Here is a 21,405-nt window from a genome sequence, read left to right as displayed (position 1 = left end):
CTTTCTTTTGCTTCGCCAAAAGAAAGTAAGCAAAGAAAAGGCGACCCCACTGTCTGCGACCCTCCGCTTCGCTGNCAAACTCGCTTCGCTCAAACAAGGGCGAGCCCTGATCCGCGAAACGCTGCGCTCCTCGGCGCAGCCAGAGGGGCTTGGATGCCGGGCGGGCCGTCGCTGCGCTCGGCCACCATGGCGCCAAAGGCGCTGCGCGCTTTGGGCGCCTTGTGCTTTCAACGGAAAGAGTTGGTCATAAGCAAGCAACAAAGACTTCGTTGGGGAATGATGGGCGCGCTTCTACATTCGCGGCATGACTGCCGTTCTTTCCCGCGCACCCCCCACCGATGCCCCGGCGCAGCACTTCGAGGTGCGGCCTTTCGATGCGCCGGTCGGTGCGGAGATCGTCGGGCTCGACATCGCTGAGCCGATCAACGCCGCCGACTTCCAACGCATCCACCGCGCGCACCTGGAGCACCACGTGCTGGTCTTTCGCGACCAGCGCATCACGCCCGCGCAGCACATCGATTTCAGCCGCCGCTTCGGGCCGCTCGAGATCCACGTGCTGCACCAGTTCCAGCTGAAGGACCACCCCGAGATCCTGATCGTCTCGAACATCAAGGAGAACGGCGAGCCGATCGGTCTGGGCGATGCGGGGGTGTACTGGCACTCCGACATTTCGTACAAGCCCAAGCCCAGTCTCGGCTCGCTGCTGCACGCGCAGGAGCTGCCGAGCGAGGGCGGCGACACGCTCTTCGCCGACCAGCATCTGGCGTGGGAAGCGCTGTCGCCCGAACTGCAGCAGTGCATCCTGCCGCTGAAGGCGGAGCACAGCTACCTCGCGAAGTATGAGGAACTGCGTGCGAAGAATCCGTGGCGGCCCAAGTTGTCTCAAGCGCAGATCGACCAGGTCGCGCCCGCCGTGCAGCCGGTGGTGCGCACGCATCCGCAGACGGGGCGCAAGGCGCTGTTCGTCAGCGAGCACTTCACGACGCGCATCGTCGGTCTGCCGCCAGGCGAGAGCGATGCGCTGCTGGCCGAGCTGTTCGCGCACAGCGTGAAGCCCGAGTTCGTGTATCGCCACGCGTGGGCGCCGCACGACCTGGTGTTCTGGGACAACCGCTCGCTGATGCACCTCGCGGCAGGCACGCCCGACCACCTGCGCCGCCGCTTGAACCGCACCACGGTCGTGGGCGACACGCCTTTCTGATTTCTTTCTCTCTTCCTTCTTTCGGACTTTCAATGAACCGCTTCACACGCCGCGCCGCTGCGCTCGTCACGGGCCTCGGCCTTCTCGCCGGCAGCCTGGCTGCGCAGGCCGAAGGGCAGATCCGCATCGCCGAGCAGTTCGGCATCGTCTACCTGCTGCTCAACGTGGCGCAGGAGCACAAGCTGATCGAGAAGCACGCCAAGGCCGCGGGCATTGATGCGAAGGTCGAGTGGGTCAAGCTCTCTGGCGGGTCGGCGGTGAACGACGCACTGCTGTCGGGCAACATCGAGATCGCGGGCGCCGGCGTGGGGCCGCTGCTCACGCTGTGGGACCGCACGAAGGGCAAGCAGAACGTGAAGGGTGTGGCGTCGCTGGGCAACTTCCCGTACTACCTGGTGAGCAACAACCCGAACGTGAAGACGATCGCCGACTTCACGGACAAGGACCGCATCGCGCTGCCGGCCGTGGGCGTGTCGGTGCAGTCGCGGGTGCTGCAGATCGCCTCGGCCAAGCTGTGGGGCGAGAAGGAGTTCAACCGGCTCGACAAGATCAGCGTCGCGCTGCCGCACCCCGATGCAGCGGCGGCCATCATCAAGGGCGGCACGGAGATCACGGGGCACTTCGGCAATCCGCCATTCCAGGAGCAGGAACTCGCGGGCAACCCGAACGCGCGCATCGTGCTGAACTCGTACCAGGTGCTGGGCGGGCCGTCGTCGGCCACGGTGCTGTACGCGACCGAGAAATTCCGCAGCGAAAACCCGAAGACCTACAAGGCCTTCGTCGATGCGCTCGACGAGGCGGCGAAGTTCGTCACGGCCAACCCCGAGAAGGCGGCCGACATCTACCTGAAGGTGAGCCACGCGAAGCTCGACCGCGAACTGCTGCTGAAGATCATCAAGAACCCCGAGGTGCAGTTCAAGACCGCGCCGCAGAACACCTACGTGTTCGCGGAGTTCATGCACCGCGTGGGCGCGATCAAGAACAAGCCGGCGTCGGTGAAGGACTATTTCTTCGACGACGCGCACACGGCTTCGGGGAACTGATGAGTACGGCGAAGGCGCGATCGGCGCTGGACGGCCTCCCCCTCTGGGGCGAGGTGGGGATGGGCGCCGGCATCGCGGTGGCGAAGCAGGCGCTGCGGGCTCCCGCCCCGGCCCTCCGGGAGGCGCGGGCGCAAGGCCATCGCCACGACCTTGCGCCGCTGCTCCAGGTCGACCACGTCAGCCTCGAGTACCGCACGCCCGAGCGCGTGGTGCGCGCCACGCACCGCGTGAGCTTCGACGTGCACGCCGCCGACCGCTTCGTGTTGCTCGGCCCCTCGGGCTGCGGCAAGTCCACGCTGCTCAAGGCCGTGGCCGGCTTCATTCCGCCGGTCGAGGGCGAGATTCGTCTCGACGGCCGGCGCGTGACGCAGCCGGGCCCCGATCGCATCGTCGTGTTCCAGGAGTTCGACCAGCTGCCGCCGTGGAAGACGGTGAAGCAGAACGTGATGTTCCCGCTGCTCGCCTCGCGCACGCTGGGCCGCAAGGAAGCGGCCGAGCGCGCGCTGCACTATCTGGACAAGGTGGGCCTGTCGAAGTTCGCCGACGTGCATCCGCACCAGCTCTCGGGCGGCATGAAGCAGCGCGTGGCGATCGCCCGCGCGCTGGCGATGCAGCCGCGCGTGCTGCTGATGGACGAGCCCTTTGCCGCGCTCGACGCGCTCACGCGCCGCCGCATGCAGCAGGAGCTGCTCGAACTGTGGGACGAGGTGCGCTTCACGCTGCTGTTCGTCACCCACTCGATCGAGGAGGCGCTGGTGGTGGGCAACCGCGTGGCGCTGCTGTCGCCGCACCCGGGGCGCATGCGTGCCGAACTCAACAGCCACGGTTACTCGCTGGACAGCCTGGGCGGTGCGGATTTCCAGGCGACGGCGCGGCGCATCCACGACATGCTGTTCGAGGAAGAACAGGGCACCCCATGAGCACCCTGACGCCACCCATCCGCCCCGAGTACGAGCGCACGCTCGAGCCCTTCACCGGATTGCCGGTGGAGCGCGCGCTGCCGCTGGCCACGCGCGTCGCCTCGCACACCTGGCTGCGCAAGGGCCTGATCCTCGCCGTCATCGCCGTGCTGTGGGAGCTGGCGGCGCGCTGGCAGGACAACGACCTGCTGCTGCCCACCTTCACCGCCACCGCCCGCGCATTGGTCGAAGGGCTGGCCAGCGGCGAGCTGGTCGAGAAGGTGCGCATCTCGCTGGCCGTGCTGCTGCAGGGCTACCTCGCGGGCGTGCTGCTGGCCTTCGGGCTCACCACGCTGGCGGTGTCCACGCGCATCGGGCGCGATCTGCTGGACACGCTGACCTCGATGTTCAACCCGCTGCCCGCGATCGCGCTGCTGCCGCTGGCGCTGCTGTGGTTCGGGCTGGGCCGGGGCAGCCTGGTGTTCGTGCTGATCCATTCGGTGCTGTGGCCGCTGGCGCTCAACACGTACGCCGGCTTCCAGGGCGTGCCCGAGACGCTGCGCATGGCGGGGCGCAACTACGGGCTGAAGGGGCTGCGCTACGTGCTGCAGATCCTGGTGCCGGCCGCGCTGCCGTCGATCCTGTCGGGGCTGAAGATCGGCTGGGCCTTTGCGTGGCGCACGCTGATCGCGGCCGAGCTGGTGTTCGGCGCCTCGTCGGGCAAGGGCGGGCTGGGTTGGTACATCTTCCAGAACCGCAACGAGCTGTACACCGACCGGGTGTTCGCCGGCCTCGCGCTGGTGGTGCTGATCGGCCTGCTGGTGGAAAGCCTGGGCTTTCGCACGCTGGAGCGACTCACGGTGCGGCGCTGGGGCCAGCAGCGGTAGCCGAGGCCAGTGCAGTGGGCCGGGCGAATGCCCCGGCGATGGTGGGAGAGGCGCGGGCTCGGGTCTAATCGCAGCTTTTGGCACGCGTTCTGTCCTTCCCATGAGCTCTTTCGCCCCCGACCTTTCCGCGATCGCCGGTGCGCTGGCCGATGCCGCCGCCGCCCAGTCGATGCGCTACTTCCGCACGCCGCTGGACATCATCACCAAGGCCGACGAAAGCCCGGTCACGCTGGCCGACCGCGCCGCCGAGACGGCGATGCGCGAGATCCTCGGCGCACGTGTGCCCATCGACGGCATCTTCGGCGAGGAGCACGGCCCCGAGCGGCTCGACGCCGACCGCATCTGGGTGCTCGACCCGATCGACGGCACGCGCAGCTTCATCACCGGCTCGCCGCTGTGGGGCACGCTCATCGGTGTGCTGCAGGGCGGTCGCGTGGTGCTCGGCATGGTCGACATGCCGGTGCTGAAGGAACGCTGGATCGGCGAGGCCGGCAAGGGCGCCACGCGCGACGGCCAGCCCGTGCGCGTGAGCGGCTGCACCGAGATCGCCAAGGCCCGCATCGTGACCACCTCGCCCGACATCTTCTCGCCGACCGACTGGAGCGCCTTCGACAGCCTGAGCCGCCAGTGCGCGATGCGCCGTTTCGGCGGCGACTGCTACGGCTACGCGCAGCTCGCGGGCGGCACCATCGACCTCGTGGTCGAGACCGGGCTGCAGCCCTACGACTTCCTGGGCCCGACGGGTTTGATCGAGGCCGCAGGCGGCGTCGTCACCGATTGGGAGGGCCGGCCGCTCGGGCTGAATCCCGACCAGCGCGTGATCGCTGCAGCCACACCCGAACTTCACCGACAAGCCCTGGCCGTGCTCGCGGCCTAGACTGTCGGCATGTTCCGCTGGCTGATCGTCGTCGTCCTCGCGCTGGTGCTCATGAGCGGCCTGACCGCCTGGCTGCGCCGCTTCGGCTTCGGACGGCTGCCCGGCGATTTCGAGTTTCGCGCCTTTGGCCGCGACTGGCAGCTGCCGATCGCGAGCACCGTGGTGCTCAGCATGATCGCGGCGCTGGTGGCGCGGCTGCTCTGAGCACGGCGCGTCGACGCCTGAGAAGCGCTTGAGAAAGAAGAGAACCCTGCAATGAGAGCCTGCGTAGACATCGGCGGCACCAAGGTCGCCGTGAGCCTTTCCGCTTCGAGCGACGCGCCATTGATCGGCCGCCGCAGCGAGCCCACCGCCAAGACCGGCAGCAACGACGCCGTGGCCGTGCAGATTCTGCGGCTCATCGACGAGGTGTGCGCCGAGCAGGGCATCGACCCGGCCAGCATCGACCGCGTGGGCGTGTCGTCGACCGGGCCCTTCGAACTGCACGACGGCATGGTCGAGCTGGCCACGCCCAACATTTGCGGCGGCATCGCCGGCCCGTCGCGCGGGCTGCCCAACAATTGGATGACGGCCATCGTCGAGGCGCCGCTGGTGCGCCGCTTCGGCCGCGTGCGCGTCGAGAACGACGCCGTGGCCGCGCTCGAGGCCGAGCGCCACTGGGGCGCGCTGAAGGGGCTCGACAACTGCGCCTACGCCACCTGGAGCACCGGCGTGGGCGTGGGCCTGTGCGTCGACGGCAAGGCGCTGCGCGGCAAGAACGGCAACGCCGGCCATGCGGGCCACAGCTTCGTGGTCGACGACGACAGCGGCGCGCTGTGCGGTTGCGGCAACCTGGGCGACGTGGAAGCGCTGGCGGGCGGCAACTCGATCGCGCACCGCTTCGGCCAACCCGCGGCCGATCTGTTCACGGCCGCTGCGGCCGGTGACGCTGCCGCACTCGAGAAGGCCGACGCGCTGTGCCGCGTGATCGGCCGCATGCTCTACAACCTGGTCATCACGCTCGACCTGCAGCGCATCAGCCTGGGCGGCAGCGTGTTCTGGCACCACCGCGACTTCGTGCTGCCGCGGCTGCAGGCGCAGGTCGACGGCAAGCTGCTGCCGCTCACGCGCGGCGTGCTGCTGGTGCCCGCCGGGCTCGGCGACAAGGTGGGCGACTACGCGGCCCTGGCGCTGCTCGACTGAGCCGCCGCGCGCGGCGACCGGACCAGCGTCGCCGGCTTGTTCTTCTGCGCGGCGCAGCCTTCCTCGACGATCCGCCCCAATCGCCGCAGCCCCGCATCGACGGCTTCGCTGAAGGGCCAGCCGCAGTTGATGCGCAGGTAGTGGTCGAAGCGCGAGGCGTTCGAGAACTGCGCGCCCGGCGCCACCAGCATGTGCTCACGCAGCGCCGCCTCGAACACCGCCACCGACGACAGTCGATCGGGCAACTCCACCCACAGCTGGAAACCGCCGCGCGGCAGGTTCAGCCGCGTGCCGGCCGGGAAGTAGCGGGCGATGGCGTCTGCCGTCTGGTCGCGTTGCGTGTGCAGGCGTTCGCGCAGCCGGCGCAGGTGGCGGTCGTAGCCGCCGCTGGCAATGATCTCGCCCGCGGCGATCTGCGCCAGTGCCTCGTTGTTGCGCGTCTGCGCGTACTTGAGCATCTCGACCTGCGCATGCCAGCGCCCGGCCGTGATCCAGCCCAGCCGCAGGCCCGGCGCCAGCACCTTGTGCAGCGAGGCGCAATACACCACGTTGCCCGTGCGGTCCCAGGACTTGATGGCGCGCAGCGGCACCTCGGTTTCCACCAGGTCGCTGTAGGTGTCGTCCTCGACCAGCGCGATGCCGTGGCTCTCGCACATCTGCACCAGCCGCTGCTTGTGGGCGTCGGGCATCACGCTGCCGATGGGGTTCTGCAGGTGCGGCACGACCACCACGGCCTTGATGTCGTCGTAGGTGTGGATGGCCAGGTCGAGCGCCTCCAGCGAGATGCCGGTCTGCGGACTGGTGGGAATCTCCAGCCCACGCAGGCCCAGGCTTTCGAGCACCTGCAGCAGGCCGTAGAAGGTGGGCGATTCGACCGCCACGGTGTCGCCGGGCTTGGCGATGGCGCGCAGCGCGAGGTTCAGCGCCTCGATGCAGCCGTTGGTGACCAGCACGTCGTCGGGCGCCACGGTCATGCCCACGCGCAGATTGCGCTGGGCCACCACCTGGCGGAACTGCTCATGGCCTTTTTGCGACGAGGCGGTGGTCAGCAGCTCGGGGCGCTGGCGCAGCGCACGCGTCATGGCGTTGCGCAGCGCTTCGGCCGGGTAGAGCTCGGGTGCGGCGCGCGAGATTGCGAAGTTGAGCTTCACTTCGTTGAGGCGCCCGCGCGCCATGAAGTTGGCCATGCGTGTGCGCATGCTGACGAACTGCGCCGGGTCGGGCGGCAGGCCGGACACGGGTTCTTCCATGGCCGCGATGGCCAGGCGCTGCGGGCGGCGCACGAAGTAGCCGGAGCGGTCGCGCGCCTCGACCCAGCCGTCGCTTTCCATGGCGCGGCAGACCTGCAGCGCGGTCGAGAGGCTGATGTCGTGCAGCCGCATCAGGCTGCGCAGCGACGGGAGCTTGTCGCCCGCCTTGAGCGAGCCGGCATGGATCGCGTCGACGTAGTGCGCCGCGAGCTGGCGGTAGAGCGGTAGCGAGTCCATGGGTCGATGTTCCCCGCATCGGGCATCCGAAAACAGATGCAGTTTCTTGGGAAAACGACCATAACAGATGGTGTGGCGGCCCGGCTGTTCCGGTCGCAATAGCCATCGGGTGTGCCTGTTTTTCGGGCGACGGAATTCCTACGATGAAGCCCACATCCACCCGAGGTCCGCCATGATCACCACCCTGTCCGAAGCCCCCGATTCCATCGTCCTCGAACCCGGCCAGTCGCTGCGCACCGCGGTCGATGCGGGCACCTGGCTTCAGCTGGCCGAGGGCCGCGCCCGCGTGGTGTCGCCGCCGGGCTGGCTGGGCGAGACGGTGTTCATGACCGAGACGCTGCTCGGCGAAGGCGATATGCACTGCGTGCCGCAGGGCGGGTGGATCGAGGTGTCGGCCATCACGCCGGTGCACCTGCGGATGCATGCGCCGGCGCAGGCATCCCGGCAGGCCACCACCCCGGCGCCCGCACGGCCGGTGATGCGCTTCGTGCGCTTGCTGACGGGGTGGTGAGGCTGGCTCAGCGCTCGTTCGCCGCAGCGCGCAGCGCTTCGAGAAATTCGCGCCGCCACCAGTGGATGTCCTGCGCCCGGATGCGCGACAGCAGCTTCTGGTGTCGCTCGCGCCGCTCTTCCAGCGGCATCTGCAGCGCCTGCTGCACCGTCTCGGCGGTGCCGTGCGTGTCGTACGGATTCACGAGCAGCGCTTCCTTCAGCTGCTCGGCCGCTCCGGCAAAACGTGACAGCACCAGCACGCCCGGGTCGGCCGGGTCCTGCGCCGCGATGTATTCCTTGGCGACGAGGTTCATGCCGTCGCGCAGCGGCGTCACCAGCCCCACGGCCGCCGCGCGGCACAGGCCCGGCACGCGGCGGCGCGCGACCATGCGGTGGATGTAGCGCACCGGCATCCAGTCGAGCTCGCCGTAGTCGCCGTTGATGGCGCCGCACAGGGACTCGAGTTCGCGGCGGATGTCGCCGTAGGCATCGACCATCTCGCGGGTGGGCGAGGCGATCTGGATCAGCGTGGCGCTGCGCCGGTTCTCCGGGTAGTTGGCCAGCAGCTCGCGGAATGCCCGCACGCGCTGCGGAATGCCTTTCGAATAGTCGAGCCGGTCGATGCCCAGCAGCAGTCGGCGGCTGGAGTATTCGCGCTTCATGGTCTCGTACATGTCGCGCGATTCCTTGGCGTGCGTGAGCGCCGCGAACTCGTCCACGTCGATGCCGATGGGGAACGCCGCCGCGCGCACCGTGTTGCCGTAGGCGCGGTACAGGTCGCCGCCCAGCGATTCGCCTTGCGCCTCGTTGCGCACGTAGTGCGCAAAGTGCTGCACGTCCTGCTCGGCCTGGAAGCCGATGAGGTCGTAGGAGAACAGCGAACGCATCAGCCAGGCGTGCTGCGGAATGGCCGCCATGATGATCTGCGGCGGCAGCGGAATGTGCAGGAAGAAACCGATGCGCTGCTTGCAGCCCATGGCGCGCAGCTCGGCCGCGAGCGGAATCAGGTGGTAGTCGTGCACCCAGAGGATGTCGTCCTCGCGCAGCAGCGGCAGCAGCTTGCGCGCAAAGAGCTGGTTCACGCGCCGGTAGCCGCCGATGAAGGCGGCCTCGAAGTGCGCCAGGTCGAGCCGGTCGTGGAACACCGGCCACAGCACGTCGTTGCTGTAGCCCAGGTAGTAGCTGTCGTGGTCGTCGCGGCTCAGGTCGAGGGTGGCGAGCGTGACCTTGCCGGCCTGCTGCGTGTGCAGTTCGCCTTCACCCGTGGGACCGCCTTCGACGATCTGGCCGCTCCAACCAAACCACAGGCCACCGCTCTGTTGCAGGCTTTCGCCCAGGGCCACGGCCAGGCCGCCGGCGGCAGGCTTGCGTGGGTCGGCCACGCGGTTCGAAATGACGACGAGACGGCTCATATGCAGGAGTCCCAGGGAGCGGACAGGCGCACGGCCGCGTTGATGATGCCGACCATCGAATAGGTCTGCGGAAAGTTGCCCCACATCTCGCCCGTCACCGGGTGCGTGTCTTCCGACAGCAGGCCCAGCGGGTTGCGCGCGGCGAGCATGGTTTCGAAGATCTGCCGCGCCTCGGCCTTGCGGCCGATCTTGGCCAGCGCGTCGATGCGCCAGAAGGTGCAGATGTTGAAGGCGGTCTCGGGCTTGCCGAAGTCGTCGGCCGCTTCGTAGCGGCGCATGTAGGGGCCGTCGCACAGCGACTTTTCCATGGCGTCGACGGTCGAGATGAAGCGCGGATCGCGCGCATCGATCAGGCCCACCTCGACCATCAGCAGGATGCTGGCGTCGAGCTCGTGCCCGCCGAAGCTTTCGGCAAAGGCCTGGCGCTCTTCGCACCACGACTTGGCAAGAATCTCTTCCTTCATGCGTGCGGCATGGCCATGCCAGTAGGCGGCGCGCTCGGGCAGCTCAAGCCGTCGCGCGATCTTGGCCAGGCGGTCGCAGGCGGCCCAGCTCATGAGCGCCGAGCTGGTGTGCACGCGGGCGCGCGTGCGCAGCTCCCACATGCCCGCGTCGGGCGTGCCGTACACGCGCACGGCCTGCTCGCCCACTGCTTCCAGGTGCGGAAACTCCGCCACGCCCGCGCGGCTGAGCAGCCGGTGGTCGTGGAAGGCCTGGGCCGCGCCGAGCACGATGTTGCCGTACACGTCGTGCTGGAAGTGCTCCTGTGCCTGGTTGCCCACGCGCACCGGGCCCATGCCGCGGTAGCCCGGCAGGCCCTCGACGAACGACTCGGGCAGCTCGCGCTCCAGCCCGATGCCGTACAGCGGCTGGATGTGCTCGCCGTGCGACCCGATGACCACGTTGCCGAGCCAGCGCAGGTAGTCTTCCATCGTGCCCACCTCGCTCAGCGAGTTGAGCGCGCGCACCACGAAGAACGCATCGCGCAGCCAGCAGTAGCGGTAGTCCCAGTTGCGCTGGCTGCCCGGCGCCTCGGGGATGCTGGTGGTCATGGCGGCGACGATGGCGCCTGTGTCCTCGTACAGCGAGAGCTTGAGCGTGATGGCCGCGCGGATCACGGCGTCCTGGTACTCGAAGGGAATGGCCAGGCGCTTGCTCCAGGTGCGCCAGTACGAGATGGTTTCCTGCTCGAACTTGCGCGCGGTGTCGGCGATGCCTTCGAGCAGCGTCTCGTCCACGCCGAACATGAAGTTGTACTCGCGCGAGATCACGAAGGCCTGGCGCGAGAGGATGTGCGAGATCGAGGCGTCGGTGTTCAGCCGCAGCGTCACGTCGGGCCCCACGTACCGGATGTGGTTGCTGCCGCGCGTGACCTCGATCGGTTCCGAGGCGCCCCACTGGAAGCGCGGGTCGAGCGCCACGCGGATGCGCGGCGCGCCGGCGATGGGGCGCACGCGGCGCACCATCATGAGCGGGCGGAAGTAGCGCGAGCGGCTGTAGAAGCGCGGCGCGAAGTCGGTGATCTCGATGCCCTGGCCCGCGCTGTCGAACAGCTGCGTGCGCAGCACGGCGGTATTGGGCTCGTACCACTGCTTGCTGGAAGCGAAGTCCTCGATCTCGATGGCCCACGCGCCGGCTTCCTCGCCGGGGTGCAGCAGCGCGTTGAAGACCGGGTCGCCATCGAAGCGCGGCAGGCAGCACCAGACGGCACGGGCGCGCGCATCGATGAGCGCGCTGTAGGCGCAGTTGCCGATCACGCCGACATTCAGGGAGGGCTCGGCGGGCGGCGCAAAGCCGCGCGGTGGGGCCGCTGCCACGTGCGCCGCGACGTTGGCGACCTCCAGCGGCGCCTGCTCGTCGGGGCCCGCCGCGCCGGCCAGGGCATCGCCCGCGCGGTCCTCCGGGGCCTGCGGCAGTTGGTGTTCGCTCATGCAGGCTTCCTCGGTGATGCTTCGGGTGTGTTGTCAGGTGCGGCCAGCAGGTCGCGCGCCTGCACCAGCCATTCGTAGACCGCGCGTGGCGATTCGAGCCGGTGCAGCGCCAGGCTCGGCCCCGCGCCGACCTTGATCGCCACGCCGCCGCGCGGCTGCACGACGGCGAAGCCGCTCTCGTCGGTGGTGTCGTCGCCCGCGAAGACCGGCGTGCGGCCCACGAAGGGCGCCTCGTTCATGAAGGCTTCGATCGCGATGCCCTTGTTGACGCCCGAGGGTTTCACCTCGAAGACGAATTTGCCGTGCAGCAGTTCGAGTTGCGAATGACCTTCGATGGCGCGCGTCATCGCGTCGCGGCACACATCCTCCAACTGAGGCGCCAGCCGGTAGTGCAGCGCGATGGCGGCGTGCTTGCGCTCCACCAGCAGGCCTTCGTGGATGCGCGCGAGTTCGTTGGCGATGTCGAGGATGGGCACGAGGTCGGGCGGGCGCTGCTCCTGCATGCCGCCCTTGGCGTCGCGGCGCTGCACGCCGTGCTCGCCCGCGGCGGGCAGCCGCAGCGGCGCCAGAAAACGGTCGATGGCATCGATCTGGCGGCCCGACACCACGGCGAGCGCGCCACCGAGCAGGTCGCGCAGGTCGCTTAGCAAGGGGACGAGGGCGGGCGGCACCTCAATGGCTTCAGGCGTGGCGGCAAGGCCGACCAGCGTGCCGTCGAAGTCGAGAAAAAGGGCGGCGTCCCGGCCCGGCGGAGGAGGCAACTGTGCGTTGCTGCTGGAGGACTTTGGCATTGGGAAAAACCATAGCACGGCTCGCCCGCGGCGCGTGTCGGCCAAAGTCCCGGCGTGCGCTGCCGGCGCCGATCAGTCGTCCGTGGCCGGCAGCGACGCCGTCACCGCCGCGATGCGCGCGCGGTGGATCGCCTCGCCGATGCGCGGCCCGGTGGCGCCGGCCTGCTGCGCCTCGCGCGCCACCACGTCGGTGGCCACGGCCTGGGCCGCCGCAAGCACCGCGAGCAGGCGCTGGCGTTGCGGGTAGGCGGTGTCCTCGAAGCCAAGCCGGCCGCGCGCATCGCATTCGCAGGCCAGCAGCGCCTCGGCGAAGCGCGCCGGCTTGCGAAAGGCGTCGCAGCGCTCGAGCAGCCGCACCAGCGGCGTCGCGCCGAGCGGCCCGCTGCGGTGGATGTTGCCGTGCTCGCGCGCCACGACCTCGGCCAACTCGCGCAGCTCCACCGGCACGCGCCAGCGTTCGCACACGGCCTGCAGCAGGTCGACGCTGCGCAGCTCGTGGTTGATGTGGCGCGGCAGCATGTCGGCCGGCGTGGTGCCCTTGCCGAGGTCGTGCATCAGGCAGGCGAAGCGCACGGGCAGCATGGCGCCCAGCCGCGCGCTGGTGTCGAGCACCATCATCAGGTGCACGCCGGTGTCGATCTCGGGGTGGTGCTGCGCGGGCTGCGGCACGCCCCAGAGCCGGTCGACCTCGGGCAGCAGCACGGCGAGCGCGCCGCATTCGCGCAGCACCTCGAACATGCGCGAGGGCCGCGTTTCCATCAGGCCGCGCGCGAGTTCCTGCCACACGCGCTCGGGCACCAGCGCATCGACCTCGCCGGCCGCGACCATCTCGCGCATCAGCGCCATGGTTTCTGGCGCGACGGTGAAGTCGTCAAAGCGTGCGGCAAAGCGCGCCACGCGCAGGATGCGCACCGGGTCTTCGCGGAAGGCGTCGGTCACGTGGCGCAGCACCTTGTCGCGCAGGTCGCGCTGGCCGTGGAAGGGGTCGGCCAGGGTTGCGGGGCGAGGGTCGAAGCTGCCGTCGGCGGCCACGTGCTCGGCGGGCAGCGCGATGGCGTTCACGGTGAGGTCGCGCCGCGCGAGATCTTGCTCCAGCGTGACGTCGGGCGCCGCATGCACGACGAAGCCGCGGTAGCCCGGCGCACTCTTGCGCTCGGTGCGGGCCAGCGCGTATTCCTCGCGCGTGCGCGGATGCAGGAACACGGGGAAATCGCGCCCCACGGGCAGGTAGCCGCGCGCCACCATGGCCTCGGGCGTGGCGCCCACCACCAGCCAGTCGTGGTCGGACACGGGGCGCCCCAGCAACCGGTCGCGCAGTGCACCGCCGACGAGAAAAATGTTCATGAGTGCAGTGTAGGGATACTCTCCCTGCACAAAAAGAACGGTCGTTCGATAATCGACGAGCGATGCGAACGACCGTTCGTAAATTCGCGTCGCGCGAAGCACCGGTCGCTGGCCGGTGCCCCCGTGCGCGGGGCCGTTTTCACCACCCAAGGAGCATTCACACCCATGAAGAAACTCACAACAACAGCATCGTTGGCATTGGCGGCACTCGGGGTCCTGGCATCGGGCAGCGCCCTGGCGCAGAACGCGGGCGACTGGGTCGTCGGCACCGGCTGGTTCCATCTTTCGCCTCAGGATTCGAGCAAGCCGCTGACCGTGACCTCGCCCGTGCACAGCGTGCTGGCCGGCTCGGGCGCGAGCGTCACCAACTCGGACACGCTGGGCCTGAATGTCGCGTACTTCATCGACCCCCACTGGGCCGTCGAGGGCGTGTTCGGCGTGCCGCCCAAGTTCAAGCTCCACGGCAGCGGCACGCTGGCGCGCGTGGGCGAACTCGGCCAGGCCCGCCAGTGGAGCCCGACCGTGCTGGCCAAGTACTACTTCAACGAAGGCAACGACGCCTTCCGTCCGTTCGTGGGCCTGGGCGCCACCTACGTCTGGTACAGCGACGTGAAGCTCACGCCGAACCTGCAGGGCGCGCTGGCCAGCCAGTTCCACGTGTCGCCGTACTCGGTGAACACCACCGCCAAGCTCGACAGTTCGTTCGCGCCCGTGCTCAACGCCGGCGTGGCCTACCAGTTCGACAAGCACTGGGGCGTGTCGTTCTCGGTGTCGTACATCCCGCTGAAGACCAAGGCCAAGCTCACCACAACCAGCATCACCGGCCTGCCGGTGGCACGCAGCGAATCGAGCCTGAAGCTGAACCCGATCGTCACCTACCTGGCGGCGACGTACCGGTTCTGACGGGATCCGGCGAGCCTCGGTGGCGCCGTCAGTCGCGTGAGGTGCGATAGGGCTCGTCGAAAGCCACGAAGGTCTTCTCGGCCAGGGCGCCATCGATCCACGCAGCGACGCCCGGCAGGGCAGCCACGCGCGCGATGTACGCGTCGATGGCCGGCGGCACCGGCAGGCCGTAGCCGCGGATGCGCATGCCCACGGGCGCGAAGCAAGCGTCGGCGATGGTGAAGGCACCGAACAGCATCGGGCCGCCGTGGCGGTCGAGCAGCTCGGTCCACATCTGCACGATGCGGTCGAGGTCTTCCTGCACGCCGGGCTGCTCGGCCAGGAGTCGCGCGCCCACCTCGGGCAGCGAGGCCTCGATGTTCATCGGGCAGTTGCCGCGCAGCTCGGTGAACCCCGAATGCATTTCGGCGCAGATGCTGCGCGCGCGGGCCCGCTCGGCCACGCCCTGCGGCCACAGCTGCTTCTCGGGAAAACGCTCGGCCAGGTATTCGGCGATGGCGAGGGTGTCCCACACGGCCAGGTCCCCGTCGACCAGCACCGGCACCTTGGCCACGGGGTTGATGGCACCGATCACGTGCTTGAACTGCGAGGTGGCGTCGAACGAATCGAAGCGCACCATCACCTCCTCGAAGGGAATGCCGGCCTGCGTCATGAGCACCCAGGGGCGCATGGACCACGACGAGTAATTCTTGTTGCCGATGTAGAGCTTGGACATCTGTCTGGGTCTCCGGGTCAGTGCGGGAATGCGGGGCAAAGCCGTCGATGCTAGCCGGGCGGCGCGCTGCGATTGATGACGAAGGCGGCGCGAATTGATGCGCGACGCTTCAGCGCGGGTCGTCGTTGTGGTTGTCGGTGCGGGACCCGGGCGGCACGATCACGCGCGGACCGGCGCCGTTCGCATTCGATGGCTTCGCCACGCGCTCGATGAGGTTCACGAGACGCGGCACCAGCGACAGCACCGCGAGCGCCAGCAGCGCGCTGAGCACGGCCGTGACCTCGCGGCCCAGCCCACAGGCCATGCCGATGGCCGCCGTCATCCAGAGCCCGGCAGCGGTGGTCAGGCCCTGCACGTGCGATTCGTCCTTGCCCTGCTTGAGGATGGTGCCGGCGCACAGAAAGCCGACACCGGCCACCAGCCCCTGGATCACGCGGCTCATGTCGGCCGGCACGATGCCGGTCTGCTGCGGGATCAGCACGAACAGCGCCGAGCCGATGGCCACCAGCATGTGGGTACGCACGCCGGCCGCCTTGCCCTGCTGCTCGCGCTCGAAGCCCAGCAAAAAGCCCAGCACGGCCGCCAGCAGCAGCCGCACCGCGATGCGCGTGAGCTGCGCGACGTCGCCCACGTCCGAGAACTCGGACGCGACGGTGTCGAGCACTTCGTCGCGCCAGGTCATGTCAGGGGAGGTCCTTGTTCGGCTCGGGCTCGCTCGCGTTGCGCGGGCCCACGCGGCCCAGGCGCTCCTTCAGCGACTGCGGCTTGCCGCTGATGATGGCGGCGTAGTGGGTGGTGTTGGCCAGCACCTTCTTCACGTAGTCGCGCGTCTCGTTGAAGGGCACGTTCTCGGCCCAGATGGCCGCGTCGAGCACCGGGCCGTTGCGCCAGTTGCGCGGGCGGCCCGGGCCGGCGTTGTAGGCCGCGGCGGCCAGCGCCATCGAACCGTCGAAGTCGTCGAGGGCGAGCTTCAGGTAGTTGGTGCCGATGGTGATGTTGGTCTCGCGGTCGTTGATCTGGCCGGGCGAGAAGTCGGTCAGGCCGATCTTGCGGGCGGTCCAGCGCGCGGTGGCGGGCATGACCTGCATCAGGCCCGAGGCGCCGACGCCCGAGCGTGCGTCCATGATGAAGCGGCTTTCCTGCCGGATCAGGCCGTACACGTAGGCCGGGTCCAGGCCGATGTCCTGGCTCTTGCGCAGCACCGTGTCGTGGAACGGCATGGGGAAGCGCTGCTCGACGTCGATCACGCCCTTGGTGCGCTCGCTGGTGTTGATGCAGCGGTCCCACACCTCGCGCTGGCAGGCCAGGTCGGCGGCGGCGAGCAGGGCGCGGTCGTCCATGCCGCCCTTGTCGTGCAGGTTGGTGGCGTAGTTCCACTCGCGCGTGCCTTCGGAACGCAGGCCCATGCCGATGGCATACAGGCCGCGTTGCAGCCCGGGGTTGGTGCGCGCGGCGTTCTTTTCCTCGGGCGTGAGCGGCGCGGGCCGGGTCGCCGCCACGACGCGCTGGCCCAGTTCTTCGAGCGCCAGCATTTCATAGAAGCCGCGCGTGCCGGCGATGCTGGTGTACAGCTCACGGGCCTGGGCGCGGCGCTCGTCGCCGCCGGCGGCGCTGAGCGCGCGGGCCTTCCAGTAGACCCAGGTCGGGTCTTGCTGCGCGGCGTCGCTCATGGCGTTGATGGCGGGCGCCACGTCCTTCCACTGGCCGGCGCGCAGCGCGGCGCGCACGCGCCAGCCGAGCATGTCGTCGGACAGATCGCTGTTCTTCGTGACGTTGCCGAAGTAGCTCACGGCCATCGGCGAAAGCTTGTTCGCGGCCGTGCGGCCGATGGTGCCCCAGACCCAGTTGCGCTCTTCGGCGGAGAGCATCGGGCTCCACTTGCTGTCGAGCTGCGAAGCGGCCTGGTCGGGGTCGGCGACCGCGATCTTGATGAGCGCGAGCACCACCAGTTCCTTGCGCGACTTGGCGGCCACGAAGGCGCGGCCGGTGAGGAACTTGGCGGCGCTGGCGTTGACCTCTTCGAACAGCGGCAGTGCGTCGGGCGCGGCGATGGTGACGGCACCGCGCGCAGCCGCGGGCCGGTTGGCCTCGATGGCCAGGCGCGCCTTCTTCCAGGCGTCGTTGGTGGTCATCAGGCGGGCCGCGACCATGCGGTCGGCGGCGGTGAGGCAGCCGTCGTCGCCGTCCCTTTGCGCGAACCAGTTGCGGCGCACTTCGTCGGCCTGCGCCTGCGTGGCCGTGCCGGTGCGCAGTGTGTCGACCAGCACCGCATAGCAGCGCACCTGGGCGTCGTCGCCCATGCGGAAGCCGGCGATGTTGGCGGCGAAGCCGTCCCAGTCGCGGCGCTGGCCGAGCAGCAGCAGCCAGTCGTTGCGCAGGCGGTCTTCCTGGTAGGTGTTGGGGTAGCGCGCGTAGAAGTCCTGCACCTCGTTGGGCGCGGCTTCCTGCAGGCGGGCCTTGAGCTCCCAGTAGGCGGCCCAGGGTTCGAGCGCATGGCCGCGCGCCTGCGGCAGCAGGGCCGTGAGGCGGGCCTTGTCGCCGCGCTGGAAGGCCTGCTTCATCTGGACCAGCACGTCGTCGTTGGTGTTGTTCTGCGCGGCAGCGGGCTGTTGCGACAGCAGCGCGGCGAGCGCAAGAACGGCGGAGAAAACCAGGGCGGGCGCGCCGCGGCGCTGACGAGTGCGCGCGGATGCCAAAATGCTTGGGAACTGCATCGGGGGATTATGGACAAGTCAAAGGATGCCGACACCTCGGCCACCGCGAGTTTTCTGAAGGACCAGCTGAGAAAAGCGCTCATCGAACAGCGCCTGGGCATGCCCGATCGCCTCGCGCGGGCCGACCTGCTGCAGCGCGTGATGCGGATCTGGCTGGTCGGCCGGCCCGACACCGTGATCGGCGCCTACTGGCCGATCAAGGGCGAGTTCGATCCCCTGCCTGCCTTGCACCGCTGGAAGGAAGACGGCGAGCTCATGGAAGAAACGCAGCGCCGCCGCATCGGCCTGCCGGTGATCGACAAGGTCCACAAGACGCTCACCTTCCACGCCTGGTACCCCGGCTGCCAGATGGAAGAAGACGCCTACGGCATTCCCAAGCCCAAGGACACCGAGCTGATCGTGCCGACCCTGCTGTTCGTGCCCTGCGTGGGCTACAGCGCGGGCGGTTACCGGCTGGGCTACGGCGGCGGCTTTTACGACCGCACGCTGGCGGCACTGGAGCCGCGGCCGTTCACCGTGGGGCTGGGCTTCACGAACGGCTTTCTCGAAGACTTCGAGCCGGAAGCGCACGACCTGCCCTTGGACGCGATCCTCAACGACAACGGCGTGGTCTGGCCGACCTCCTGAGCCAGCTCAATCGAGGTTGTCGACCGTGTCGGGATCGGGCACCTCGCCCACCGTTTCTCGCGTGATGACGGCCTGCGCCTGCAGCCAGTCGCAAAAAGCCTTGATCTCGGGCCGCAGCGCATTGCGCGGCCCTGAAATGAGCCAGTAGGCCATCGGCGAATCGAGGCGGTGCTGCGGCAGCACCTCGACCAGGTCGCCGTTGGCCAGACTCTCGGCCACCAATGAGTTGCGCGCCAGCACCACGCCCTGGCCGGTGAGCGCGGCCTGCACCATCTGGTAGGCGTAGTTGAAATAGAGCCAGCGCTTGGGCTGGGCGCGCTCCAGGCCGTTCACCTCGAACCAGCGGCGCCACGTGAGCCATTCGAGGTGCGTGCGGTGCGCGTCGCCGGCCTCGATGAGCGTGAAGCGGGCGATGTCGGCCGGCGTCTTGATCGGCGGGCTGCTCTTGATGAGCCAAGGGCTCGCCACCGGCGTCAGGTTTTCGCCGAACAGGCGCACGGCGCTGGCGGGCATGGCCTCGGGCGGACCGTAGCGCAGGGCGATGTCCACGTCGGCCACGTCGAGGTCGACTGCGATGTCGCTGGCATCGATGCGGATGTCGATCTCGGGGTTGTCGCGCTGGAAGGCCTCCAGCCGCGGAATCAGCCACATCGAGGCGAACGAGGCGAAGGTGGTGAGCGCCACGCTCTTGCGCCCCGCGCTCTGGCGAATCTGCCGCACCGCCGTGTCGATGCGCGGCAGCGCCTGCTGCACGGCCAGCAGCAGTTGCGCCCCGGCGCTGGTCAGCTCGACCGCCCGCGTGTGGCGCAGGAACAGCGCCACGCCCACCTCTTCCTCGAGCGACTGGATCTGCCGGCTGACGGCCGACTGGGTGAGCGCCATTTCCTCGGCGGCGGCGCGGAAATTCAGGTGCCGCGCGACCGCCTCGAAGGCCCGCAGGTGCCCCGCGGAGATCGGGCGGGAGCGCAGGTGGGTTTGCGAATGTTGCATGGGTATGACTTTGGTGTGCGTCCCGGCGGCCGGATCGATTGATGCGAAACGCGCATCAGTAGGCTACCTCGTTTTCATTGGACCTCCAAGGCCGCAAAAACGATCATTCATTCCCGAACTGCGCCAACCTCTCTGTCTGTCAAGGCGCTTCGGACCAGCTTAGGAGTCCACACCATGTCCACCGCCGTCTGCACCAACGAATCGCTCGCTTCCCTGTCCCGCGCCAACCGCACCGCGGCCATTCCGCCGGCCGTGCGCCGCGGCGCCTGGCAGATCGCGCCCGGCGAGGCGATGAGCCTGAAGGCGCGGTCGGCCAGCGTGCTGCGTGTCAAGCAGGGCCGCGTGTGGATCACGCCCGACGCCACGGCCCACGGCCCCAGCGAAGACATCGTGCTGGCCCCGGGCGAGTCGCTCACCGTGGCCGCCGGCCAGCGCATCGTGATGGAAGCCTGGGATGGCTACGGTGCCACCTACGTGTGGGATCCTGTCTGACCGGCCGCCAACGCGACCGGCACCTCCCGCACTCCTGATCCAAGGCGGCTTCGGCCGCCTTTTCTTTGCCCGGCGTTTTCGTGCGCCGTCGCCGGAGCGCCGGGTTCAGCTGCTGATGTCGAAGCTCGCGCGCAGCGCCAGGAAGTACGCCAGCGCGGCGTCGCCGCGCAGCGCCTGCAGGGCCGAGATCGGGTCGGGCCCCTCGCACTCGGCCAGCCCCATGGCAAAGCCCGTGTAGCGCCGGGCGGCCAACGGGCCGTCGTGGACCACCACGAGGTCCGCATGCCTGGGATCGCGCCGCAGCCGCGCCATCAGGCCTTGCGCTGCCCCGTGCGGCCCCTCGAAATGCTGGCAGAAGAACTGGCCGTCGAACACCAGGAGGCCGGAGATGCCGTCCACGGCATTGCGGGCGCGGGCCTGGGTGACGATGGCGCCCACGGTGGCGGGCGGCAGGTCCTGTGTAAGCAAGCTGCAGTAAAGGAATTCGTGCAGTTTTTCCGGTTCTGCGGGAGTAGATAGGGGTGGTTGTTCTTGTGTCATTCGATGCGGAAGGGTAAACGCTTCCGAGTCTAGGGAGCTGCCCAGCGTTCCGATATGTAAAAAGACACAGCGCCGCGGCCTATAGTTCAGCGTGAAATTCGAGGACTACCCCATTGCCGCCGCGCCACCCCAGGGCGCGAACGCGTGCGAACACTGCGCCCTGCGCCGTCTCGAGGCCTTCTTGCCGGTGACGGCGCAGCAGCTACAGGCCATCGAGTCTTTCCGCATCGGCACCCGGCGCGTCGAGGCGGGCGGCACCGTCATCGAGGAGCACCGGCCCAGCCCGCAGCTCTTCACCCTCTACGCGGGATGGGCCTTCCGCTTCAAGACCCTGAGCGACGGCCGCCGTCAGATCTTGAGCTTCCTGCTGCCGGGCGACTTCATCGGCCTGCAGGACGAGTTCGCCGACGGCCAGACCCATGGCGTCGAGGCCGTGACCGACGTCACGCTCTGCGCCTTCCCGCGCGACCGCCTGTGGGAGCTGTTCCATGCCGAGCCCCGGCTGGGCTACGACATCACCTGGCTCGCCGCGCGCGAGGAAAAGATGGTGGACGACCACCTCGTCACCGCAGGCCGCCGCAATGCCGGCGAGCGCGTGGCCATGCTGCTCATGCACCTGTACCGCCGCGCCCAGCGCCTGGGCATGGTGCGCGACGAGTGGGTCGAGTTTCCGTTCAACCAGCAGCACATCGCCGACGCGCTGGGGCTGTCGCTGGTGCACACCAACAAGACGATGCGGCGGCTGCAGGGCCTGGGCCTGTACAAGCTCGACGGCGGCTGGCTGCGCATCCTGGAGCCGCGTGCGCTCGAAACGCTGGGCGACTACTTCGAGCGCCCGATGCGGCCCGTGCCGATGATCTGAGGACGACGGCCGGCCC

Annotated in this window: 22 protein-coding genes; 12 read left to right on the top strand and 10 right to left on the bottom strand. The window is 68.9% G+C overall.

Annotation, left to right across the window (positions count from 1 at the left end):
- Positions 1–304: 304 nt before the first annotated feature.
- The 7 genes from ASD34_RS08270 to ASD34_RS08240 all read left to right on the top strand — a co-directional run bounded on the left by ASD34_RS08270 (position 305) and on the right by ASD34_RS08240 (position 6,089).
- Positions 305–1,201 carry a TauD/TfdA dioxygenase family protein gene (locus tag ASD34_RS08270; protein ID WP_056575536.1) on the top strand — a complete coding sequence of 299 codons (897 nt, stop codon included), beginning with the start codon at positions 305–307 and terminating at the stop codon, positions 1,199–1,201.
- 32 nt (positions 1,202–1,233) lie between these two features.
- Positions 1,234–2,244 (top strand): ABC transporter substrate-binding protein, encoded by a 1,011-nt coding sequence (locus ASD34_RS08265; RefSeq protein WP_056575533.1) that lies wholly within the window; start codon positions 1,234–1,236, stop codon positions 2,242–2,244.
- A 59-nt stretch (positions 2,245–2,303) separates the two neighbouring features.
- On the top strand, positions 2,304–3,164 hold the full coding sequence (locus tag ASD34_RS08260) for an ABC transporter ATP-binding protein (protein WP_200937558.1): 861 nt from the start codon (positions 2,304–2,306) through the stop codon (positions 3,162–3,164).
- Complete coding sequence (locus ASD34_RS08255; protein ID WP_056575529.1) at positions 3,161–4,030, top strand: ABC transporter permease; 870 nt, start codon at positions 3,161–3,163, stop codon at positions 4,028–4,030. The genes ASD34_RS08260 and ASD34_RS08255 overlap by 4 nt, the downstream gene beginning before the upstream one ends.
- A 100-nt stretch (positions 4,031–4,130) precedes the next feature.
- Positions 4,131–4,907, top strand: coding sequence for a histidinol-phosphatase (gene hisN / locus ASD34_RS08250; protein ID WP_056575526.1), 777 nt, complete (start codon positions 4,131–4,133; stop codon positions 4,905–4,907).
- A 9-nt stretch (positions 4,908–4,916) separates the two neighbouring features.
- A complete protein-coding gene (locus ASD34_RS08245) occupies positions 4,917–5,111 on the top strand; it encodes a DUF2905 domain-containing protein (RefSeq protein WP_056575522.1) in 195 nt (64 codons plus the stop codon).
- A 51-nt stretch (positions 5,112–5,162) separates the two neighbouring features.
- Positions 5,163–6,089: an ROK family protein gene (locus ASD34_RS08240; protein WP_056575519.1), complete on the top strand. Its 927-nt coding sequence runs from the start codon at positions 5,163–5,165 to the stop codon at positions 6,087–6,089.
- Here ASD34_RS08240 and ASD34_RS08235 read toward each other — a convergent pair.
- Positions 6,062–7,576 carry a PLP-dependent aminotransferase family protein gene (locus tag ASD34_RS08235; RefSeq protein ID WP_056575516.1) on the bottom strand — a complete coding sequence of 505 codons (1,515 nt, stop codon included), beginning with the start codon at positions 7,574–7,576 and terminating at the stop codon, positions 6,062–6,064. The genes ASD34_RS08240 and ASD34_RS08235 overlap by 28 nt on opposite strands.
- Positions 7,577–7,748: 172 nt before the next feature.
- Here ASD34_RS08235 and ASD34_RS08230 point away from each other — a divergent pair, with 172 nt between their 5' ends.
- The gene (locus tag ASD34_RS08230; protein ID WP_056575514.1) at positions 7,749–8,087 is read left to right on the top strand and encodes a hypothetical protein; all 339 of its coding nucleotides are present in this window, start codon (positions 7,749–7,751) and stop codon (positions 8,085–8,087) included.
- Between the two features lie 7 nt (positions 8,088–8,094).
- On the opposite strand, the gene otsA is transcribed toward ASD34_RS08230, so the two are convergent.
- The 4 genes from otsA to ASD34_RS08210 all read right to left on the bottom strand — a co-directional run bounded on the left by otsA (position 8,095) and on the right by ASD34_RS08210 (position 13,546).
- On the bottom strand, positions 8,095–9,480 hold the full coding sequence (gene otsA, locus ASD34_RS08225) for an alpha,alpha-trehalose-phosphate synthase (UDP-forming) (RefSeq protein ID WP_056575511.1): 1,386 nt from the start codon (positions 9,478–9,480) through the stop codon (positions 8,095–8,097).
- Positions 9,477–11,411, bottom strand: coding sequence for a glycoside hydrolase family 15 protein (locus ASD34_RS08220; protein WP_056575508.1), 1,935 nt, complete (start codon positions 11,409–11,411; stop codon positions 9,477–9,479). Before ASD34_RS08220 ends, otsA begins: the two co-directional genes overlap by 4 nt.
- Positions 11,408–12,202 carry a trehalose-phosphatase gene (gene otsB / locus ASD34_RS08215; RefSeq protein WP_056575505.1) on the bottom strand — a complete coding sequence of 265 codons (795 nt, stop codon included), beginning with the start codon at positions 12,200–12,202 and terminating at the stop codon, positions 11,408–11,410. Before otsB ends, ASD34_RS08220 begins: the two co-directional genes overlap by 4 nt.
- Before the next feature lie 72 nt (positions 12,203–12,274).
- The gene (locus ASD34_RS08210) at positions 12,275–13,546 is read right to left on the bottom strand and encodes a multifunctional CCA addition/repair protein (protein ID WP_056575502.1); all 1,272 of its coding nucleotides are present in this window, start codon (positions 13,544–13,546) and stop codon (positions 12,275–12,277) included.
- 165 nt (positions 13,547–13,711) lie between these two features.
- Here ASD34_RS08210 and ASD34_RS08205 point away from each other — a divergent pair, with 165 nt between their 5' ends.
- Positions 13,712–14,449, top strand: coding sequence for an OmpW/AlkL family protein (locus tag ASD34_RS08205; RefSeq protein WP_056575499.1), 738 nt, complete (start codon positions 13,712–13,714; stop codon positions 14,447–14,449).
- 28 nt (positions 14,450–14,477) lie between these two features.
- Here ASD34_RS08205 and ASD34_RS08200 read toward each other — a convergent pair whose 3' ends face one another.
- From ASD34_RS08200 to ASD34_RS08190, 3 genes are all read right to left on the bottom strand, one after another.
- Positions 14,478–15,164 carry a glutathione S-transferase family protein gene (locus tag ASD34_RS08200; protein ID WP_056575496.1) on the bottom strand — a complete coding sequence of 229 codons (687 nt, stop codon included), beginning with the start codon at positions 15,162–15,164 and terminating at the stop codon, positions 14,478–14,480.
- A 109-nt stretch (positions 15,165–15,273) separates the two neighbouring features.
- A complete protein-coding gene (locus ASD34_RS08195; RefSeq protein ID WP_056575494.1) occupies positions 15,274–15,846 on the bottom strand; it encodes an MgtC/SapB family protein in 573 nt (190 codons plus the stop codon).
- Between the two features lies 1 nt (position 15,847).
- Positions 15,848–17,878, bottom strand: a complete 2,031-nt coding sequence (locus tag ASD34_RS08190; RefSeq protein ID WP_056575491.1) for a lytic transglycosylase domain-containing protein — start codon at positions 17,876–17,878, stop codon at positions 15,848–15,850.
- A gap of 9 nt (positions 17,879–17,887) precedes the next feature.
- On the opposite strand from ASD34_RS08190, the gene ASD34_RS08185 reads away from it, so the two are divergent.
- On the top strand, positions 17,888–18,505 hold the full coding sequence (locus ASD34_RS08185; protein ID WP_056575488.1) for a 5-formyltetrahydrofolate cyclo-ligase: 618 nt from the start codon (positions 17,888–17,890) through the stop codon (positions 18,503–18,505).
- Between the two features lie 6 nt (positions 18,506–18,511).
- Here ASD34_RS08185 and ASD34_RS08180 read toward each other — a convergent pair whose 3' ends face one another.
- Positions 18,512–19,495, bottom strand: a complete 984-nt coding sequence (locus ASD34_RS08180) for a LysR substrate-binding domain-containing protein (RefSeq protein WP_056575483.1) — start codon at positions 19,493–19,495, stop codon at positions 18,512–18,514.
- A gap of 174 nt (positions 19,496–19,669) precedes the next feature.
- On the opposite strand from ASD34_RS08180, the gene ASD34_RS08175 reads away from it, so the two are divergent.
- A complete protein-coding gene (locus ASD34_RS08175) occupies positions 19,670–19,987 on the top strand; it encodes a DUF2917 domain-containing protein (protein ID WP_056575481.1) in 318 nt (105 codons plus the stop codon).
- A gap of 105 nt (positions 19,988–20,092) precedes the next feature.
- Here the strand turns inward: ASD34_RS08175 and ASD34_RS08170 are convergent, their stop codons facing one another.
- Positions 20,093–20,527 carry a BLUF domain-containing protein gene (locus tag ASD34_RS08170; RefSeq protein ID WP_056575478.1) on the bottom strand — a complete coding sequence of 145 codons (435 nt, stop codon included), beginning with the start codon at positions 20,525–20,527 and terminating at the stop codon, positions 20,093–20,095.
- Between the two features lie 91 nt (positions 20,528–20,618).
- Here ASD34_RS08170 and ASD34_RS08165 point away from each other — a divergent pair, with 91 nt between their 5' ends.
- Positions 20,619–21,389: a Crp/Fnr family transcriptional regulator gene (locus ASD34_RS08165; RefSeq protein WP_082548551.1), complete on the top strand. Its 771-nt coding sequence runs from the start codon at positions 20,619–20,621 to the stop codon at positions 21,387–21,389.
- Positions 21,390–21,405 lie beyond the last annotated feature (16 nt).

The sequence above is a fragment of the Variovorax sp. Root473 genome, assembly GCF_001426505.1.
Taxonomy (GTDB): domain Bacteria; phylum Pseudomonadota; class Gammaproteobacteria; order Burkholderiales; family Burkholderiaceae_C; genus Variovorax.
This window is presented reverse-complemented; position numbering and strand designations above follow the sequence as displayed.

Bases quoted from the DNA above. Each gene is read 5' to 3' on its own strand.
- ASD34_RS08270 (WP_056575536.1), top strand. From the start codon at position 305: ATGACTGCCGTTCTTTCCCGCGCACCCCCCACCGATGCCCCGGCGCAG.
- ASD34_RS08265 (WP_056575533.1), top strand. From the start codon at position 1,234: ATGAACCGCTTCACACGCCGCGCCGCTGCGCTCGTCACGGGCCTCGGC.
- ASD34_RS08260 (WP_200937558.1), top strand. From the start codon at position 2,304: ATGGGCGCCGGCATCGCGGTGGCGAAGCAGGCGCTGCGGGCTCCCGCC.
- ASD34_RS08255 (WP_056575529.1), top strand. From the start codon at position 3,161: ATGAGCACCCTGACGCCACCCATCCGCCCCGAGTACGAGCGCACGCTC.
- hisN (WP_056575526.1), top strand. From the start codon at position 4,131: ATGAGCTCTTTCGCCCCCGACCTTTCCGCGATCGCCGGTGCGCTGGCC.
- ASD34_RS08245 (WP_056575522.1), top strand. From the start codon at position 4,917: ATGTTCCGCTGGCTGATCGTCGTCGTCCTCGCGCTGGTGCTCATGAGC.
- ASD34_RS08240 (WP_056575519.1), top strand. From the start codon at position 5,163: ATGAGAGCCTGCGTAGACATCGGCGGCACCAAGGTCGCCGTGAGCCTT.
- ASD34_RS08235 (WP_056575516.1), bottom strand. From the start codon at position 7,576: ATGGACTCGCTACCGCTCTACCGCCAGCTCGCGGCGCACTACGTCGAC.
- ASD34_RS08230 (WP_056575514.1), top strand. From the start codon at position 7,749: ATGATCACCACCCTGTCCGAAGCCCCCGATTCCATCGTCCTCGAACCC.
- otsA (WP_056575511.1), bottom strand. From the start codon at position 9,480: ATGAGCCGTCTCGTCGTCATTTCGAACCGCGTGGCCGACCCACGCAAG.
- ASD34_RS08220 (WP_056575508.1), bottom strand. From the start codon at position 11,411: ATGAGCGAACACCAACTGCCGCAGGCCCCGGAGGACCGCGCGGGCGAT.
- otsB (WP_056575505.1), bottom strand. From the start codon at position 12,202: ATGCCAAAGTCCTCCAGCAGCAACGCACAGTTGCCTCCTCCGCCGGGC.
- ASD34_RS08210 (WP_056575502.1), bottom strand. From the start codon at position 13,546: ATGAACATTTTTCTCGTCGGCGGTGCACTGCGCGACCGGTTGCTGGGG.
- ASD34_RS08205 (WP_056575499.1), top strand. From the start codon at position 13,712: ATGAAGAAACTCACAACAACAGCATCGTTGGCATTGGCGGCACTCGGG.
- ASD34_RS08200 (WP_056575496.1), bottom strand. From the start codon at position 15,164: ATGTCCAAGCTCTACATCGGCAACAAGAATTACTCGTCGTGGTCCATG.
- ASD34_RS08195 (WP_056575494.1), bottom strand. From the start codon at position 15,846: ATGACCTGGCGCGACGAAGTGCTCGACACCGTCGCGTCCGAGTTCTCG.
- ASD34_RS08190 (WP_056575491.1), bottom strand. From the start codon at position 17,878: ATGCAGTTCCCAAGCATTTTGGCATCCGCGCGCACTCGTCAGCGCCGC.
- ASD34_RS08185 (WP_056575488.1), top strand. From the start codon at position 17,888: ATGGACAAGTCAAAGGATGCCGACACCTCGGCCACCGCGAGTTTTCTG.
- ASD34_RS08180 (WP_056575483.1), bottom strand. From the start codon at position 19,495: ATGCAACATTCGCAAACCCACCTGCGCTCCCGCCCGATCTCCGCGGGG.
- ASD34_RS08175 (WP_056575481.1), top strand. From the start codon at position 19,670: ATGTCCACCGCCGTCTGCACCAACGAATCGCTCGCTTCCCTGTCCCGC.
- ASD34_RS08170 (WP_056575478.1), bottom strand. From the start codon at position 20,527: ATGACACAAGAACAACCACCCCTATCTACTCCCGCAGAACCGGAAAAA.